The sequence below is a fragment of the Fictibacillus sp. 26RED30 genome, from assembly GCF_015903845.1.
Taxonomy (GTDB): domain Bacteria; phylum Bacillota; class Bacilli; order Bacillales; family Fictibacillaceae; genus Fictibacillus; species Fictibacillus phosphorivorans.
On sequence record NZ_JACZDV010000001.1, the window covers coordinates 13,968 to 30,192 of the forward strand.

At 39.7% G+C, this 16,225-nt stretch carries 16 protein-coding genes; 10 read left to right on the forward strand and 6 right to left on the reverse strand.

Features of this window, described 5'->3' with window-relative positions:
* Positions 1-29: 29 nt before the first annotated feature.
* Positions 30-1,985, reverse strand: coding sequence for an acyltransferase family protein (locus tag IHV11_RS00075; RefSeq protein WP_231620159.1), 1,956 nt, complete (start codon positions 1,983-1,985; stop codon positions 30-32).
* Between the two features lie 259 nt (positions 1,986-2,244).
* Here IHV11_RS00075 and flaG point away from each other — a divergent pair, with 259 nt between their 5' ends.
* From flaG to IHV11_RS00095, 4 genes are read left to right on the forward strand one after another with little or no spacing between them, the layout of a single operon-like run.
* On the forward strand, positions 2,245-2,583 hold the full coding sequence (gene flaG, locus IHV11_RS00080; RefSeq protein WP_370568610.1) for a flagellar protein FlaG: 339 nt from the start codon (positions 2,245-2,247) through the stop codon (positions 2,581-2,583).
* A gap of 21 nt (positions 2,584-2,604) precedes the next feature.
* The gene (locus IHV11_RS00085; protein WP_197194880.1) at positions 2,605-4,131 is read left to right on the forward strand and encodes a flagellar hook-associated protein 2; all 1,527 of its coding nucleotides are present in this window, start codon (positions 2,605-2,607) and stop codon (positions 4,129-4,131) included.
* A 30-nt stretch (positions 4,132-4,161) separates the two neighbouring features.
* Entirely contained in the window at positions 4,162-4,563 is a 402-nt protein-coding gene (gene fliS, locus IHV11_RS00090) for a flagellar export chaperone FliS (protein ID WP_066397945.1), read from the forward strand.
* On the forward strand, positions 4,563-4,913 hold the full coding sequence (locus tag IHV11_RS00095) for a flagellar protein FliT (RefSeq protein ID WP_197193359.1): 351 nt from the start codon (positions 4,563-4,565) through the stop codon (positions 4,911-4,913). The genes fliS and IHV11_RS00095 overlap by 1 nt, the downstream gene beginning before the upstream one ends.
* A gap of 785 nt (positions 4,914-5,698) precedes the next feature.
* On the opposite strand, the gene IHV11_RS00100 is transcribed toward IHV11_RS00095, so the two are convergent.
* Both IHV11_RS00100 and IHV11_RS00105 read right to left on the reverse strand, forming a co-directional pair.
* Complete coding sequence (locus IHV11_RS00100; protein WP_370568611.1) at positions 5,699-6,484, reverse strand: AAA family ATPase; 786 nt, start codon at positions 6,482-6,484, stop codon at positions 5,699-5,701.
* Positions 6,485-6,766: 282 nt separating this feature from the next.
* Positions 6,767-7,864: a citrate synthase/methylcitrate synthase gene (locus tag IHV11_RS00105; RefSeq protein ID WP_197193360.1), complete on the reverse strand. Its 1,098-nt coding sequence runs from the start codon at positions 7,862-7,864 to the stop codon at positions 6,767-6,769.
* Positions 7,865-7,978: 114 nt separating this feature from the next.
* On the opposite strand from IHV11_RS00105, the gene IHV11_RS00110 reads away from it, so the two are divergent.
* Positions 7,979-8,857 (forward strand): LysR family transcriptional regulator, encoded by an 879-nt coding sequence (locus IHV11_RS00110; RefSeq protein WP_197193361.1) that lies wholly within the window; start codon positions 7,979-7,981, stop codon positions 8,855-8,857.
* 16 nt (positions 8,858-8,873) lie between these two features.
* On the opposite strand, the gene IHV11_RS00115 is transcribed toward IHV11_RS00110, so the two are convergent.
* Complete coding sequence (locus IHV11_RS00115) at positions 8,874-9,137, reverse strand: YqhV family protein (protein ID WP_171005664.1); 264 nt, start codon at positions 9,135-9,137, stop codon at positions 8,874-8,876.
* Between the two features lie 202 nt (positions 9,138-9,339).
* Between IHV11_RS00115 and IHV11_RS00120 the strand changes: the two genes are divergently transcribed.
* Entirely contained in the window at positions 9,340-10,539 is a 1,200-nt protein-coding gene (locus tag IHV11_RS00120) for a DUF819 domain-containing protein (protein ID WP_197128988.1), read from the forward strand.
* Between the two features lie 40 nt (positions 10,540-10,579).
* Here the strand turns inward: IHV11_RS00120 and IHV11_RS00125 are convergent, their stop codons facing one another.
* Complete coding sequence (locus IHV11_RS00125; protein WP_197193362.1) at positions 10,580-11,614, reverse strand: acyltransferase family protein; 1,035 nt, start codon at positions 11,612-11,614, stop codon at positions 10,580-10,582.
* A 390-nt stretch (positions 11,615-12,004) separates the two neighbouring features.
* On the opposite strand from IHV11_RS00125, the gene IHV11_RS00130 reads away from it, so the two are divergent.
* The 4 genes from IHV11_RS00130 (at position 12,005) to IHV11_RS00145 (ending at position 14,310) form a co-directional block, all read left to right on the forward strand.
* Positions 12,005-12,202: a cold shock domain-containing protein gene (locus IHV11_RS00130; RefSeq protein WP_130296881.1), complete on the forward strand. Its 198-nt coding sequence runs from the start codon at positions 12,005-12,007 to the stop codon at positions 12,200-12,202.
* Between the two features lie 240 nt (positions 12,203-12,442).
* Positions 12,443-12,643 carry a cold shock protein CspC gene (gene cspC, locus IHV11_RS00135; protein WP_077359956.1) on the forward strand — a complete coding sequence of 67 codons (201 nt, stop codon included), beginning with the start codon at positions 12,443-12,445 and terminating at the stop codon, positions 12,641-12,643.
* A 427-nt stretch (positions 12,644-13,070) separates the two neighbouring features.
* Complete coding sequence (gene hpf / locus IHV11_RS00140; protein WP_144697887.1) at positions 13,071-13,625, forward strand: ribosome hibernation-promoting factor, HPF/YfiA family; 555 nt, start codon at positions 13,071-13,073, stop codon at positions 13,623-13,625.
* Positions 13,626-13,827: 202 nt separating this feature from the next.
* Positions 13,828-14,310 (forward strand): DinB family protein, encoded by a 483-nt coding sequence (locus tag IHV11_RS00145; RefSeq protein ID WP_231620160.1) that lies wholly within the window; start codon positions 13,828-13,830, stop codon positions 14,308-14,310.
* 18 nt (positions 14,311-14,328) lie between these two features.
* On the opposite strand, the gene IHV11_RS00150 is transcribed toward IHV11_RS00145, so the two are convergent.
* On the reverse strand, positions 14,329-16,188 hold the full coding sequence (locus tag IHV11_RS00150) for a dihydroorotate dehydrogenase (RefSeq protein WP_197193364.1): 1,860 nt from the start codon (positions 16,186-16,188) through the stop codon (positions 14,329-14,331).
* Between the last annotated feature and the right edge of the window lie 37 nt (positions 16,189-16,225).

The following is a 16,225-nucleotide window of genomic DNA, read 5'->3' on the forward strand; positions in this document are numbered from 1 at the left end:
CCTCTGCTTGGGATTATTGGCTTATCTTCTTAGTCAATATGTTTGATCAGAAACTCTGCATATTCTTTAGCACCCGTATGTGTTAAGTGAACACCATCATGACCAATGTATTCTGGATGGGACTCACTCTTCGTAAACCAATCCACCACTTTAACATTGTCATAATCTGGAGCGACTTTCTTAATGGTTTCATTCACTTCTTGTTGCCAAGGTTTAGGAACGCGCGTCGTAATCATATAAATATCTCGATCACCAATTAGCTCGATTAAGTTATGCATTCTCTTCTCAGATAGTGGCCCGTTCGCTCCAAGCTCAATGACAACAATCTCTCCTAAACTGCCTGAGCTTTTCTTTTGCTGAACGATATCTTCTGCTTCTCTAAACTGGCGTCCGATTTTTGCGTCCACTTTTGCATTCGGGAATACTTCCTCTATGTGAGGCGTCACGTCAATCATTACGGAATCACCAATGACTGAAAGTGAGCGTGTATCTTGAACAGATTCTTTCTCTTCATCTTTTTCTTCATCATTAGATGGTGTTTCTTCAGAAGGTTTTTCTTCAGGCTCTTCGGCCGGTTTTTCGTCTTCTTTACCGCCATCAGGCTTCGATTCTGGTCTCACCGTGTTCTCTGGCGGTGGATCTTCATTGCCGACTTTGTCTTGTATAGCAGAGATTACTTTACCCTTACTTAACGCTACTGAAGTTGTCGTGAAGCCGATTGCAGATACGCACATGAAAAGACCTAGAATACAAGCTGTTAACACAAACCGTCCAATAAACGACCGTTCACGTTTCCATTCTCCGCGTTTCACTATTCTGTAGAATCTCGATAACGCACCTTTACGAATTGGATTCTCAATGTACTTCCAAGATAGGTTAGCAAGCACGAAGATTAGTACAATTTGAAATGTCGTTCTAAATAAGCTAGGCGCATCCGCTCCCCATTGAGGGCTAGTCAGAACAATAACCGGGAAGTGCCACAGATAGATGCCATACGAACGGACGCCGACCCACCGTAATGGTTTAAAGCTCAACCAAGTGTTGAGTCTGCTTGATGGGTGGACCATAACGGCTACTACCAATAGAGCGGCAATAGATATCGCGACCATTCCACCTTGGTAGAGAAAGTCTTGATATTGGTCTGTGCTTCCGAACATGTAAAAGATAAAAGCGAGCGCAGATAGTCCGACAAAGTCTAGTTTCCATCGAATCTCAGGTGGTAGAGTGCTAGACAGTTTTCGACTCGGCCAGATGACAGCAAGGCTTGCACCTAGTAAAAGGGAGAAAACCCGCGTATCTGTTCCGTAATAAATACGGCTCGGATCTGCGCCTGGTTCGTACATGAGTGTCATCAGTGCTGCTGAAAGGAGAGCACCTGCTAGCATCATAGAAAACAGCGAACCTTCACGAACTTTCATTTTTAATAGAACGATGATGACCAACGGCCATAGGATATAAAATTGTTCTTCCACCGCTAACGACCAAAAGTGGGTTAGTAGGGAAGGGGGTCCAAAGCTTTCGAAATACGAAAGGTCTTGGAATATATACCACCAGTTGCTTACATAAAGAATGGCTGCAACGGTATCTTTTTCAAGTTTTTCAATCATGGCTGGCTCGAACAAGGTTACGTATGTGACGACGACGAGAAGCATCGTACACATGGCTGGCAATAACCTTCGGGCTCGGCGGATCCAGAAGTTTTTAAAGTTAATGGAATTTGTTGATACATATTCAGTGATTAATAGATCGGTTATTAGATATCCTGATAAAACAAAAAAGACAGTAACCCCTAGCAGACCGCCTGCCGCCCATTCAAAATTCAGATGATAGGCGATAACTGCAAGTACGGCGATGGCCCTTAGTCCATCAAGGCCAGTTATGTATCTGTTTCTGTGTAGAGGTTGTTCCATGGCTTTCGTTTGCTTAACGTTTAAGTTCGGCTGTTGGCTGCGTTTTCGCTGTTGCTTCGATTGTCGGTGTTTCATTACTGCCAGAATCCTCTCGTTTTCAATTTTTCATTTTTTAGAGTGTGTATTGATATATGTAAATGCCGCAGACATTATTGGTCATTTTTCTACATTTTTTATGTTCCTAAGCAACTATTTTACAATAAATAATTAGAAGATTGAGTAGTTTCATAGAATTGTAATAAAATTTTTTTCTGAACTTCTTTCTTTACTCTTCCTCAACAATTTTTTGAAGAATCCGATATAAATTTTAGAGAAAATAAAAGGGGCGATGAAGGTGGAACTGCAATCGATAAGTTCTCCTGTATTTCAAAAGTCTGAGCCTGTGCTTAAAAGCCAAAACCAACCAGAACAAACAACTCAAGCCGAAGCTTCAGTACAGAGTAAACCAACGAAAGAATCACTAGAAAAAGTAATTCATGCGATGAACGATATGTTAAAGCCAACACACACTTCTTCAAAATTTGTGCTTCACGAAAAGTTGAACGATTATTACGTTCAGGTCGTGGATGAAGTGACACAAGAAGTGCTCAAGGAGATTCCAAACAAAAAGTTCCTTGATATGTATGCGGATATGATTGATTTTATGGGTATTTTTGTAGATAAAAAAATTTAGGGACGGTGATGAACCGTGAGTATGAGAATTGGTGGATTAGCGAGCGGAATGGACATCGATACGATTGTTGGCGACTTAATGAAAGCAGAGCGCATCCCACTCGATAAACTGGCTCAAAAGAAAACAACGCTAGAGTGGCAGCGTGATGACTACCGTTCGATGAATAAGCTGCTGACTGATCTTGATCGTTTCGTTTTAGATGGAATTGCTCTTCAAGGAACGTTTAATAAGAAGACCGTCACAAGCACGAATCCAAATGCAGTAACTGCGACTGCAGCGGGAAGTGCTTCTAATATTACGTCTAAGATTAATGTTACAAAGCTTGCAACTGCAAGAACTTGGGTGTCTGAACAAGTTAAAGATAAAGACGATAATAAACCAAGTGGGAAAACAACTTTAGAGACAATGAATCCCACATTAGGAACGGCCGAAATTCCGCTTGAAATAAAAGTTACAAAACCAGATGGAACTGAAGTAACAAAGACAATTAAGATAGACCCAACAAAGGATACGTTAGAATCGACTGCGAAAAAGTTTTCAGAAGCTGGACTAGAGATGTCAGCCTTTTACGATGATTTTACAGGGAAGTTCGTTATCTCAAACAACTTAACAGGAAAAGGTTCTAAGATTACACTTGGTAACGATACAACGGTTTCTTTCTTTAAAAATATAGGTTTTGCTAGTGTGCTGCCGGGTGCAACAGGACCTCAAGAGCTCGGAGGAACTGATACTAGCCAAAATGCCATTTTTGATTTGAACGGACTTACTGGATTAGAGCGCACTTCCAACAACTTCACCATCAGTGGAGTTTCCTATTCATTAAAAGCACTCGGAGAATCTACCATCAGTTCAACCACTGATACTGAAGGTGTAATCACTTCCATTAAAGATTTTGTGAAAAAATACAACGAAACGATTGAAGCGATCAATAAAAAGACTGCTGAAACAAAGTACCGTGATTTTCCTCCTCTAACAGATGCGCAGCGCAAAGATTTGTCTGAAAAAGAAGCGGAACTGTGGGATGAGAAGGCGAAGAGCGGGATGCTGCGTGGAGATTCTATCCTTTCGAGTGGATTGAACACGATGCGTTCAGTTCTCTACGCTTCTGTTAATACAGGAGACACGAAATATGATCAGCTTTCTGAGATCGGAATCACAACTTCTCGTAACTACCTCGATAAAGGGAAACTGGAGATCGATGATAAGAAACTAAGAGAAGCATTAGCTGCGAATCCCGAAGCTGTGATGAAAATGTTCACTGGTGATAGCACGAATAATGTAGAAGGCATTGCAAAAAAATTACGTGCCTCGATCGATCAGACTGTCGATAAAATCGAATTAAAAGCAGGAAACGCGCTTCGTACAAATGCTCAGTTCACTCTAGGGAAAGAGTTAACTGATGTAGACAAGCGTATCTCAGCTTTTGAAGATCGTTTGAAGCAGGTTGAAGACCGCTATTGGCGTCAGTTCTCAGCCATGGAGTCAGCGATTCAACGTTCCAACCAACAATCCATGTACTTAATGCAGCAGTTTGGCGGCGGACAGTAATTTTAAACCAAAAAGGAGTGTTACCTTTACATGTCCATACTCAACGCAAACAAGGCGTATCAAAATAACTCAGTCCAAACGGCGTCTCCAGGAGAGTTGACGCTCATGCTCTATAACGGATGTTTGAAATTTATCGGTCTCGCACGAACGGGGATCGAACTTAAAAATACAGAACAAAAGAATACAAATCTATTAAAAGCACAAAAAATCATTCAAGAATTGATGGTCACGCTGAATATGGACCTTGAAGTATCAAAGTCATTAATGACGATGTACGATTACATCAACCGTCGTCTGATTGAAGCAAACATTCAAAATGACGTGAAGATCTTGGATGAAGTGGAAGACTATGTGCTGGATTTCCGCAATACGTGGAAAGAAGTGATCCAGATCAACCGCCGCATGCAACATGGCGAAACAGGGCGCGTGTGATGCCTGTCGTAAAAATTCTGCTTGAGATTACGAAGAACCTGTATGATCATGTGAGCGCAGGTTTGCCGAAAGAAGAGCGCGAAATATATATCGAGCGGTTAAATGAATTACTCGATCAGCGACAAGCGACAATCAGCAACTTACCTGGCACGTACTCGGAAGAGGAACAGCGGATGGGGCGTTTGATCGTAAAGATGAATGAAACGATTGATCCCCTTTTAACGCGGCAGTTTGAAGAGATTAAGCACAATCTTTCGACGATGAAGAAAAAGAAAGAAAAAAACACCCATTATGCGAATCCGTATCAGTCGTTGTCGGTGGATGGGATGTATTTTGATAAAAAGAATTAAATATGTAAAATAACAGGTAGTTGCTCAATAGAGGAAAAAATTTAAGGAAATGATGAATAAACGCTGTTATTGGATATGTAAATACATAAGAAAACGATCAGAATATTTCTGGTCGTTTTCTTATGATTATTAAAAAAGTTGTATTGTAATGGCTAGTTTAAATTATTGCGATAAAGACAAAATAAAATACGCGAGAAGATATTCGTTTTTTGTTATTATCTAAATAGTTAATTGTGAATATTAGTTAATTCAACTAGACTACTTTCATTGTTTGTAAAGGAGTATTTAATATAAACGCTTATCGATTCGCCTCAATTTTTATTACAATACTAATCGGTTCCATTTCAATCACAGCTTTCATATTTATTACAGATTGGCAGGGAGAAACAGATATAATTCTTGTTGTGTTAACCACTTATTTCTACATTTTGGTACTATTAACAATTATTTCTTTCTGCTTTCTACTTCCTATGGTTTGGTTGATAGATAATTTTTTAAACCCCACAAAAATACTTAGGTTTGTATTATATATTTTACTTGCCTTCATTATGAGTATCTTAATTCATTTTTTTATTGGTGGTGTATATCCCGAAATTATTCTAGACACAATCTTAGGATTAAGCATTTCTTATTTAATAATCTTTTATTATATTGAAATGAAAATAAAAAAGGGCAAATTACAAATGGAAAACTCAAAGTAAATATTTCTTGGTTTTTGTGCGTTTGTTTATGTTATTTGAGTGTGTAGATTCCTGATTTCAACATTTCTTATGATGTCCGGTTTTCTAAAGATGCCTCAAATACCTCTCCGGACTCTCCAAAAAGTTTTTCGTAATCTGCACATGTTCCAGTTCTTCGTAAGGAGTTGGAGCGGGTGGCAAGGAATCGAGACTGATGATTTCTGCACCGGGATAGGCCATTAAGATGGGTGAATGAGTCGCAATAATGAACTGTGCGTTTTGTTGCTCCATCTCTTTTAACATTGAAATAAAACTTAACTGTTTCATAGGGGAAAGCGGAACTTCAGGCTCGTCGAGAATATATAAGCCGTTCGGGCGAAAGCGTGATTGAAAGAAATCTAAAAATCGTTCTCCGTGTGAACGAAACTCGAGACCATCATTATAAAGTTCCTTGAGTTCAGCTAGCGTTCGATTGTGTGGAAGGGATGCAAGGCTCTTTGCATAAGCAGACTTGTCTTTGTACTCCACTTCGATGGTTGCTAATTCTTGTAGCGCCGTATCTTTCATTTCTGCTGCACGCCTCACAAAGCTAACAAAATCTTCTGCGTTTAGGAAGAATCCTTTTTTCGTTTTCACACTCCACGTCAGTTTTAACTGCTTCGCTAATTTTTTGATGGCGGTGTTCTCTTTTTCTGAGCGATTAATCTGAACAGAACCGGCTTGATCTGCGATTGCCTCAAGCAGCGTAGATTTTCCTGTTCCATTTTCACCTACTAAGATGGTAACAGGTTTTTGAAAGTGAAGAGACTCTAGGGATTGAAGAAGTGGAAGTTGAAAGGGATATCCTTCTTGTTTTTTCTCTTTTCTGTATAGAATTGATTTTAGGATCACGAAAAAGCACCTCTTTCTCAAACGGTTCATTTTGTCTATTTTACCATTGAAGTAAGGGGTGCTTGTAGATTGGATGCTCTGATATTTTCTTTTTGGAAGTAGTGGATTTCCATTCCAGGATGCTCGCTTTCCGCGGGGCAGGCGGTGAGCCACATTCGGACGTTTCACTTTTAAGTGTCTCACCTGCCAGCCTGTCCCGCAGGAGTCTCGCACCTTCCACTCCAATCGATTGTCAAGGAAGGCAAAAATTTGAAAGAAACAATCATTTAGAAAGAGAGTCGTTTAAAGAACTTTATCGTGAAAATTCCCGGTATACACGGACTGTGGACGGTAAATCGTGTTGTCTTCCGCTTGCTCTAAAATGTGAGCAGTCCATCCGACCATTCGACTTGCTGTAAAGGTAGCGGTGAATAAAGCAGGATCTAGTTCGATCGCCTTCATAATCGCTGCGGCGTAAAATTCAACGTTCGTATACAACGCTCTGCCTGGTTTATATTCTTCGAGCAACGTTATAGCTGTTTTTTCTACTTCCAGCGCGAGATCTAACCACTCATCTTCACCGACCAACTCTAACAGTTTTGCTTTTAGTGCTACCGCTCGTGGATCGTGTGTTTTATAAACACGGTGACCGAATCCCATGAGCTTCTGACCATTCTCCAACTTCCCTCGTATCACTTGTTCAGCACTTCCAGCTTTTCTAATTTCGTCAAGCAAGTCTATGACCGCTGAAGGTGCTCCGCCATGAAGAGGTCCTTTCATCGTTCCGATTGCAGATGTTGCGGCTGAAACCATATCCGATTCGGTGGATGCTGTGACCCGAGCAGAAAAAGTGGAAGCGTTCATGCCATGCTCGAGCGTTAGGATCATGTATGTTTCAAGTGCTTGTGTATGGGCTTTGGTGGGAATCTCGCCAGTTAACATATATAGATAGTTTTCAACATGACTTAACTCGGAGGATGGTTCAACAAAAGGCTTACCATTCAAACAACCTGTCCAGTAGCAAATGACGGTCGGAACAAGACTCGTTAACCGAATGGCTTGAGAAACGGTTGGCTTCCATCCATAACTCGAGACACCTTCAGAGGAAATGGCCGTTCGGATTACACTCATCATATCCACGTCTTTAGGTAGGTGATTTAAGATGTTTTTTATATGAAGAGGAAGCTCACGATTTCTTATAAGTTCGCTTTTGAGATTTTGTAATTGTTCATCGTCAGGAAGTTCACCGAACCAAAGAAGGTATGCCGCTTCTTCAAACGAAAAACGTGAAGTAAGATCACCAATCTCATAACCTCTATAGATTAACTTACCTTCAGTACCATCGATGTGGCTGATCGCGGTTTCCGCAGCAACGATTCCTTTAAGTCCTTTTTGCATCATGGTTTTCACTCCTTCCATTATTTAGTATCATTGTATAGAACGAAATTGATTTATGATATTAATTGTTTTTAATTGATTTAATAAGAAAAGTTAATCAGGAGGGATGGCAGGGAGATGGAATTCTCTTGGCTACAAACGTTTATCACTGCGGCAGAATGTGAGAATTTTAGAAGAACGTCTGAAATCCTCCATGTTTCTCAGCCCTCTGTTTCAGTACATATTAAAATGTTGGAATCTGAATTAGGGATGTCACTATTTTTACGAGATGGTAGAAGAGTGAAGCTGACGGCTGAAGGGAGAAGGTACCTGCAGCATGCGAGAAAACTGATGGAAGTGTATGAAAGTGGACTTGAAGATCTAAATGCGTTCCAGCAAGGCTATGATACGAAGCTTTGTATCGGAATCTCACCGCTCATTGCAGATACGATTCTGCCTTCTGTTTTGAAACGATATGTAAAAGCCAATCCTGATGTGGAGATATCGATAAAAATCATTGATTCAGAAGATATTGAGAGAGCGGTTTTAAACGAGGATGTGGACCTTGGGCTTTCTTGTCTAGGAAGTTTGCATGCTGAGATTACGAGTCAGATGCTTTATCAAGATAAGATCGTATTAGTGGCAACGCACGATGGGTTGGATTTTGAAGCAGCACCTCCGCTAGATGAAAAAGAAGTGCTGCTTTCAAACTACCTATTGACCCATAACCATCCAGGATATTGGGATGATCTTTGCAGACGTGTGAAATTCCGTTATCCCGGCGTTCGGATGATGAAGGTGTCTCAGATTCATATAACAAAACGATTTATTGCGGAAGGGTTAGGAATCTCGTTCTTACCGTTATCAACCGTAAGAAGAGAGCTGTTAGAAGGACGATTGCTAGAGGTGGACTGTGACTCAGTGGACATTCCGGATGCTCATACGTATGCGTTAACGAAGTACAATCATGGTAAACAACAAGAGTTTCTGACTTATTTGTCTGGATATCGGTTTTAATTATCTTATTCTTTATTTATCTTTTGATTCCATAAACAATACAAACGACACCTAACATGATCCAGATCAAACTGCCGAACGACAGTTTCGTTGATAATCCATAGATCCCAAGCGTCATCGTCGAGAAAAAGATGATCGGCCCGATGATGGAAAGCAGGGAATTGATGACGAGTGCTCGTTCTACTGTATTATAGTGCAGCATGAATAGGGCTGCCGTAATCTCAAGGGTACCGGATAAAATACGAATGGCCGCCATAGCTAGTACGACTTTTTCAATCATTTGCAGCAACGTCCATTGCCTCCTTTTAAACAACTGTTTAATGTTCCTACGCTGTATAGTGAATTATATGTGGGCAAGCTCCGATTAGAAGTGTAAAAAAGTTGCTACTATTCCCACTCTTTGCAATTGAAGGACTATACAGGTAATGATTGTTTTTTAGTGTATACTTGTCACTTAAATCTTTTTAAGGGGGAATAGGGATATGTTTGCAACATCAAACGGACCGCTCATTCAGGAGCCGATGGCGATTTTTGCTTATCTAGTAGCGCTAGTTGGCTTCGTATTCATCTTGGGCGAATCCAAAAACCACATTCTACGGAAGTTTTTCCATTATGCGCCGCCACTGATCTGGACGTATTTTTTGCCGATGATCTCAACGACTCTTGGCATCATACCTTCAAGTTCTGATTTATACAGTTTTGTTTCCGCTTACATACTGCCGGTTGGATTGCTGTTATTGCTTTTATCTATCAATGTAAAAGCGACACTCAAACTTGGACCGAAAGCGATCCTCATGTTCTTAGCGGGAACGGTAGGTGTAATCGTTGGAGGACCAATAGCGCTCGCGATCTTCCAGCCGTACTTACCAGAGGACGCTTGGACAGGTGTAGCTGCATTAGCTGGAAGCTGGATCGGGGGCTCTGCGAATATGGCTGCGCTCGTTGAAGCGGTGGACACACCAGAACACATTCTATCACCGATCATCGTTGTTGATACGGTTGTTGGATACAGCTGGATGGGAATCATGATCGCACTTGCGGGTTATCAAGCTCGTTTTGACAAGTGGAATAAAGCTGACAACCGCATCATTGGAGAAGTGAACAAGCAGGTTGGTGAACTTGAGAAAAAGAATGCTCGTCCGATCGCCGTACCTCAATTGCTTGCAATTCTTGGTCTTGGTTTTGGTCTAGCGTTTATCGTAGGGAAGTTTTCCGAGAAGCTGCCACAAGGAGATATTCTAAACACTGCAACTTGGACAATCATGATCATCTCTGCGATTGGAATCGTGCTATCCTTTACAAAAGTTCGTGAACTTGAAAATTACGGAGCGAGTAAAGTAGGGTACGCAGGAATCTATCTATTGCTTGCTACAATCGGGGCAAAAGCGAATCTGATCTATGTCGTAGAAGCACCTCAATATATCTTAATGGGAATCGTATGGCTTGCCATTCATATTCTTTTCTTGTTTGGAGCAGCTAAGTTATTGCGTTCTCCTATGTTTTTCGTTGCGGTTGGCTCACAAGGAAACATCGGTGGGACAAGCTCTGCACCTGTTGTAGCTTCTGTTTTCCAACCAGCGCTTGCACCAGTCGGCCTTTTAATGGGGTTACTCGGTAACATCGTTGGAACGTATGGTGCAATTGTTTGTGCAAAGCTCGCACAGATGGTTTCGCAGATGTAGAATAAAACCCCAAAAGATTAATTCTTTTGGGGTTTTATTATTACGCTACTTTTTGTTGTAAAGTTTTCAATTTCGATTGTTTTCTTTTTACATTTCCGATTACAAATGAGCCAAATGGCAACATTGACACAATTTTAATGATTGCCATGGAAGCCACTAAAGATATGAAAAATAGGGCAATTACCCTTGAAAATGTACTATCGAATAATTGAGCGATGTCATTTCCAAAATATCGTTGAATTTGCCAATGAATTAAATAAATTCCAAATGAATAATTGCTGATGTTATTAATGATTTTAAAGTTTTTTATGAGTTGTCCCCATGCAATGACCGCTGCACTGATAGTAATTGATAGTGGCAATAAGTCTATTCTTCGTGAACCGACGCTTGTATATCCTGCTTTAAAAAAGATAAATACACCAAACAATGAAATTATTACACCAACTAGGGTGAGCCATTTGTGTTTATAAAGAAGTGCTGATACTTTTGTGTAATGCTTTCCTATAACATAGGCAATTGTAAAATACCCAAACCATGCTGTGAATGGAATTTTTAATATACCCATATTTTCTTGTACGAAAGCAAAATTCCCGTTCAGAATTTCAAAATGGAAGATCATTAAAAGAATACTTACTGGAATCAATACATTTATAGAAATTTTATATTTAGTCACAAAATAATGTAAGACATAAAATTGAAAGATGATAAGAATAAAATATCCCTCAAACTGCCCTAAGAAAATGTTGTTTAGGATCATTTGTTTTAAATCAATTGTACTAGGACTTAGTTTGTAACTCACTAATGCGTCAATTATCGCAAAGGAAACATATGGAGCAAAAATCCATTTTAGTCGTTTCGTCCAAAATTTTTCTGGCAACTGATCTGGATATCGATTAGCTAAAATAATTTCAGATAATACGATAAATGTAGGAGTTGCATAACATAGAATGGTTCTTAATAATTGGTAGTATTCTGTTTCTGGAAACCCTGTGGCTAATCCTATTTGAGAAGTGCTGTGCAAGAAAACGATTGATAAGCAGGCAATAACTCGTAATAAGTTCCATTCTTTTATCATATAAAATCCCTCATTACATGTTAAATTTATGATTGTTTGATTTAAGCTGGCAAATAAATCACATCAGCAAATGTAACAGAATGGGAACTAAGTAAGAACCTTATATCCATTTTTGTAATGGTATTGTTATCGGATATCAACTGTACCGTAATAGACAATGAATAATCTGGAGTAATAGGGTATTTCTTCATAAAGTGTTCTTGTGTCATTCTGATGAATATTCGTAGTTATTATTGTATATTTATTCATTTTTAATCACTGATATTTTTCGACAAAACTTCTTATTTTTCGCCAATCTTAAGCCTTTGACAACTTTTTTGGGTATATGTCATACTATAAAGTGTATAGAAGATCTATACAAAGATTCGCATGATGAAGGGATTGTGAAACATGTTAGGAAAAGTAAAATGGTTTAACGCAGAAAAAGGTTTTGGATTTATCGAGCGCGAAGACGGAGACGATGTGTTCGTACACTTCTCTGCAATCAACACTGAAGGATTCAAGAGCCTAGATGAAGGTCAGCAAGTCGAGTTTGATATTGTAGATGGAGCTCGTGGGCCTCAAGCGGCTAACGTAACTAAACTATAATTCCAGGCAATATGACCATACTTTTAATCCCGTCTGTTCAGGCAGGCGGGTTTTTACTTTTAGCAAATATTTCATATTATGAATGATTAGTTTGCATCATAACGCAATCACTGTTATGATGGTGATAGATTATTTTTGTTCGGCGTAAAAGATTGTATGAGTTTCGACTTTTCTTCTTTAGCAATACTTTGGGCAAGAGTAGCAATATATCGTGTGGTAACGCACTAGGAGGCAACAAACATGGAACAAGGTACAGTAAAATGGTTTAACGCAGAAAAAGGTTTCGGATTCATCGAGCGCGAAAACGGAGACGATGTATTCGTACATTTCTCAGCTATCCAAACTGATGGTTTCAAATCTTTAGACGAAGGTCAAAAAGTAACTTTCGAAGTTGAGCAAGGTGCTCGTGGCGCTCAAGCTGCTAACGTTCAAAAAGCATAAGCTTCGTTATATGAAAACAGGTTCTTTTTAGAGCCTGTTTTTTTTGTTTTGTTTAAAAAAGTTTACATAAAAAAACCCCACTCAAGGATCGAGTAGGGCGATGAAACAGGTTTTGTAAAATGTTTTAAGCTTTAAAGGTTAGTTCCTAGTATACCACATAGTTTGAAACTTACAGAATGTAAGTCAAATTTATTTTTTTTGCTTCAAAACTGAATTGGTAAATATAAGAAACGGAAATTTTGTTTCGTGAAAATATTTTTTTTGATTCGTGGCTGATTGGATTTTGCCCGGTCTCATAAGGTTTGTAACCATTGTAAAGAATTTGTCGATAGTGTAAAAAAATTGTCAAAATATTTTAAATGTTACGGAGGAATTCTTTTGGGGTATATCGAAATATATATACATCACCGAAAGGAGGAGTTAAGTTATGCATTTTAACATTCGTGGAGAAAACATCGAGGTGACAGAAGCCATTAGGGCTTACGTTGAGAAAAAGGTGACGAAACTCACAAAATACTTTAACGAAACTCCAAACTCTGAAGTACACGTCAATCTAAAGGTGTACAACAATGAACAATCCATTGAGGTTACGATACCGATGAAGGGCCTGCTGCTTCGTGCAGAGGAACGTCATTTGGATTTATACGCTGCGATTGATTTGGTGGTAGAAAAATTAGAGCGTCAAATTCGAAAACACAAAACAAAAGTAAACCGTAAATTTAGAAATGCTGAAGGCACAAAGCACATGTTTGCTAACGGTACAGAAGGCGTATCAACGGCACTGTTAGAGGAAGAGGACGATTTCGAGATCGTACGTGAAAAGCGATTCGATCTGAAACCAATGGACACTGAGGAAGCCATTCTCCAAATGGGATTACTCGGCCATAACTTCTTCGTTTACAACAACGCTGAATCTGGTGAGATGAACGTCGTGTACAGACGTAAAGACGGCAAATATGGCCTGATTGCAGGAACGAACTAACATATACCAAACTAGACTACACACCCCATGATTCTTCTGGGGTGTGTTTTATGTTTAGGAAGCAAGGTTGCCGATATATTCGAGAACTCGTCGATATAATTGAAAACTCGCCGATAAAAATGGATTCTTGCCGATATATTCTAAATCTCGCCGATAAAAGGTAAATCTTGCTGATATTTTCTAAATGGAGGAGCCACTTACCATGAAAAACGATATCCTGTTAAAACAGCTCACAGCTTTTCGCCACGATACCTTGAGTGCTGTGGAAGGACTGACTGAGGAGGAAGCGGATTTTATTCCTGAGGGTTTCAACAACAACATTCGCTGGAACTTGGGGCATATTTTTTTGGATCAGTACGATTGGCTGTATCATAAAACGCGTGAAGATAATCCAGCGCCGATTCATTATCGAGAGTTATTCGGATTTGGAACGAAGCCAGAGAATTGGCAGCAGACGCCTCCAACGCTTCAAGAGCTTCGTCACCGTTTGATGGAGCAGATACAAGTGATTCAGGAGCAGTTTGGTCATCGACTTCACCAGGAGCTAGATGAACCAACTGAACTAGGGATGAATACATTTGCGGAAGTACTGCCTCGCACGTTTTATCATGAAGGTATTCATTTAGGAACGATCCTTGCTATAAAAAAAGCGATTCACCTTCAAAAACAAACACAAGCAAAATAAAAAGTGCAGACTCCACGTCTACACTTTTTTTGCTTCCAGCACAGATACAGCATTTATTTGATTCTTACTACGATTTAAATAACCATAAGAGTAAACCAATCCTACAAAGTAAAAGACAAACAATAGATAAGCGGGTGAAAGGTGAAAGTGGTTGTCGTACCCGATTATAAAATGTGTACCGACACCTGTTAAGAATCCAGGCAAACCGCCAAGTAACAGTGTCCACCACACCCATATTGCTCCTTCACGATATCCCCATAATGCGATGGTTAACAATAGAAATCCTTCTGAGATTAGTGCACCACCGAAACCAGCACGATCATGGGCGATCAATGGAATTAATTTATCGTTGAATGTAGTGATTTGTTCTGGTGTAAGGGCAAAGAACATTAAGTCTTCTTTTACAAAAACACCGTTCATTCCGATGATGGAAATCACGATTCCTGCAGAGAGCAAGCACATACCTGAGATAACAAATAAACTCTGGCCAAGCTGACTTTTTTTCCAAGATAACGTGTTATACAGATTCGACCCTTTTGATCCCACAGTCATGTTCCGAGATCGATAAAGCCCGTAAAGAAAAAACGGAAGAATGATTAAATAATAAACAAAGTGAAGCTTGTCAAAATAGCCGAAGCCCATAAAGTAAAAGATGTTTAAGAAACCGAGAGATGCAGCAATCACATACGCTTTTTTCGCCCAATGTTCACCTTTTCGAATCCCGTGATACGAAAGCTGCATGAACATGAAACCTGCTGAGATCATAACACCAGCTAAACATATCCGATCATGAGACATGAAATGAAACAGGTGATGACTAAACGTTTGAATCTCTTCTTTTTGTATGCCTAAATATTGTTCGTCATACGGTAAGAGAACTTCAGTCAGTCCAATAAATAGTGCGATAAAGCCTGCTACGAAAACGCCAAGTCCCATCAGGAAAAAGGAGATCCAGCCTGTTTGTTCAACAGATTTAGAGATAGGGTGTTTTTCATGCAAAATGCGTTCGTTGATGCGCTTCGGAAGACCGGGTCCGGAATAAACAAATCCGCTATGCAGTTGAATGAGAGATGCGCCTTCTTGAAAAAGTTCCATCGCATCACTCGGTTCATGAACGCCACCAGAAGTTATGATCGGTTTGTTATAAGGTAAGAGCTGGTGAATACTTTCTTTTAGCTGATGCATTTCCATCTGTCCGAGTTCGACCCCATCATCACTTTCCATTCCTTCGCGAATGATATAACCGTCTACAGAAATAGCTTCTGAAAGGCACTTAAGAGTCTGATGATTTAGTTCTAACATTAGAGGTTTTGATGTTCTCTCCCGAATTTGCTTCAGATAAGAAGCACCTAGCACATCGATAATGAAGAAAGCAGCATGTGTATCCAGTTTTTGAACAAGCTTCTCATAATCCTGCAGTGTTTCTCCCTTAATCAATATCCCCATTGGAATCGTCTTTATCTTCATAGATTGAAGTTTTACTAGAGCGGCATCGAGACCTAGATTTTCTTGAAGGTGTTCATATACAAGCGTTTCTTTTACCAAGTCCCGTCTAATTGTTTTTTCTGATTTTAGTGGCAGAACGGTTATCGGTCCTACTTCAATAAAACCAAAGCCAAGGTTGGTGAACGCTCTTGTTCCGTTCAGAAAGGGATCTAATGCACCACTAATGCCAACAGGTGAGGGGAAGGTGATTCCGGCAACCTTCCGCTCTAATTGTTTGCTAGGCTGCATATGACCGAAAAATTGTATGATTTTATCACCAAATGGCAGTTTGGCGAGGGTATTCATTGTATGTAATGTGAGATCACGGCTTGTTTCGGATGTCATGCGAAACAAGAGTGGTTTAAAAAAGGTATGATACGACCAATCAGGCATCCAAAACCCTCCTTTTTCTGCTTTTCCTTATAAGTTT

Coding starts and splice junctions, on each gene's coding strand:
- IHV11_RS00075 (WP_231620159.1), bottom strand. CDS start 1,985: ATGAAACACCGACAATCGAAGCAACAGCGAAAACGCAGCCAACAGCCG.
- IHV11_RS00085 (WP_197194880.1), top strand. CDS start 2,605: ATGAGAATTGGTGGATTAGCGAGCGGAATGGACATCGATACGATTGTT.
- fliS (WP_066397945.1), top strand. CDS start 4,162: ATGTCCATACTCAACGCAAACAAGGCGTATCAAAATAACTCAGTCCAA.
- IHV11_RS00095 (WP_197193359.1), top strand. CDS start 4,563: ATGCCTGTCGTAAAAATTCTGCTTGAGATTACGAAGAACCTGTATGAT.
- IHV11_RS00105 (WP_197193360.1), bottom strand. CDS start 7,864: ATGATGCAAAAAGGACTTAAAGGAATCGTTGCTGCGGAAACCGCGATC.
- IHV11_RS00110 (WP_197193361.1), top strand. CDS start 7,979: ATGGAATTCTCTTGGCTACAAACGTTTATCACTGCGGCAGAATGTGAG.
- IHV11_RS00115 (WP_171005664.1), bottom strand. CDS start 9,137: ATGATTGAAAAAGTCGTACTAGCTATGGCGGCCATTCGTATTTTATCC.
- IHV11_RS00120 (WP_197128988.1), top strand. CDS start 9,340: ATGTTTGCAACATCAAACGGACCGCTCATTCAGGAGCCGATGGCGATT.
- IHV11_RS00125 (WP_197193362.1), bottom strand. CDS start 11,614: ATGATAAAAGAATGGAACTTATTACGAGTTATTGCCTGCTTATCAATC.
- IHV11_RS00130 (WP_130296881.1), top strand. CDS start 12,005: ATGTTAGGAAAAGTAAAATGGTTTAACGCAGAAAAAGGTTTTGGATTT.
- cspC (WP_077359956.1), top strand. CDS start 12,443: ATGGAACAAGGTACAGTAAAATGGTTTAACGCAGAAAAAGGTTTCGGA.
- hpf (WP_144697887.1), top strand. CDS start 13,071: ATGCATTTTAACATTCGTGGAGAAAACATCGAGGTGACAGAAGCCATT.
- IHV11_RS00145 (WP_231620160.1), top strand. CDS start 13,828: ATGAAAAACGATATCCTGTTAAAACAGCTCACAGCTTTTCGCCACGAT.
- IHV11_RS00150 (WP_197193364.1), bottom strand. CDS start 16,188: ATGCCTGATTGGTCGTATCATACCTTTTTTAAACCACTCTTGTTTCGC.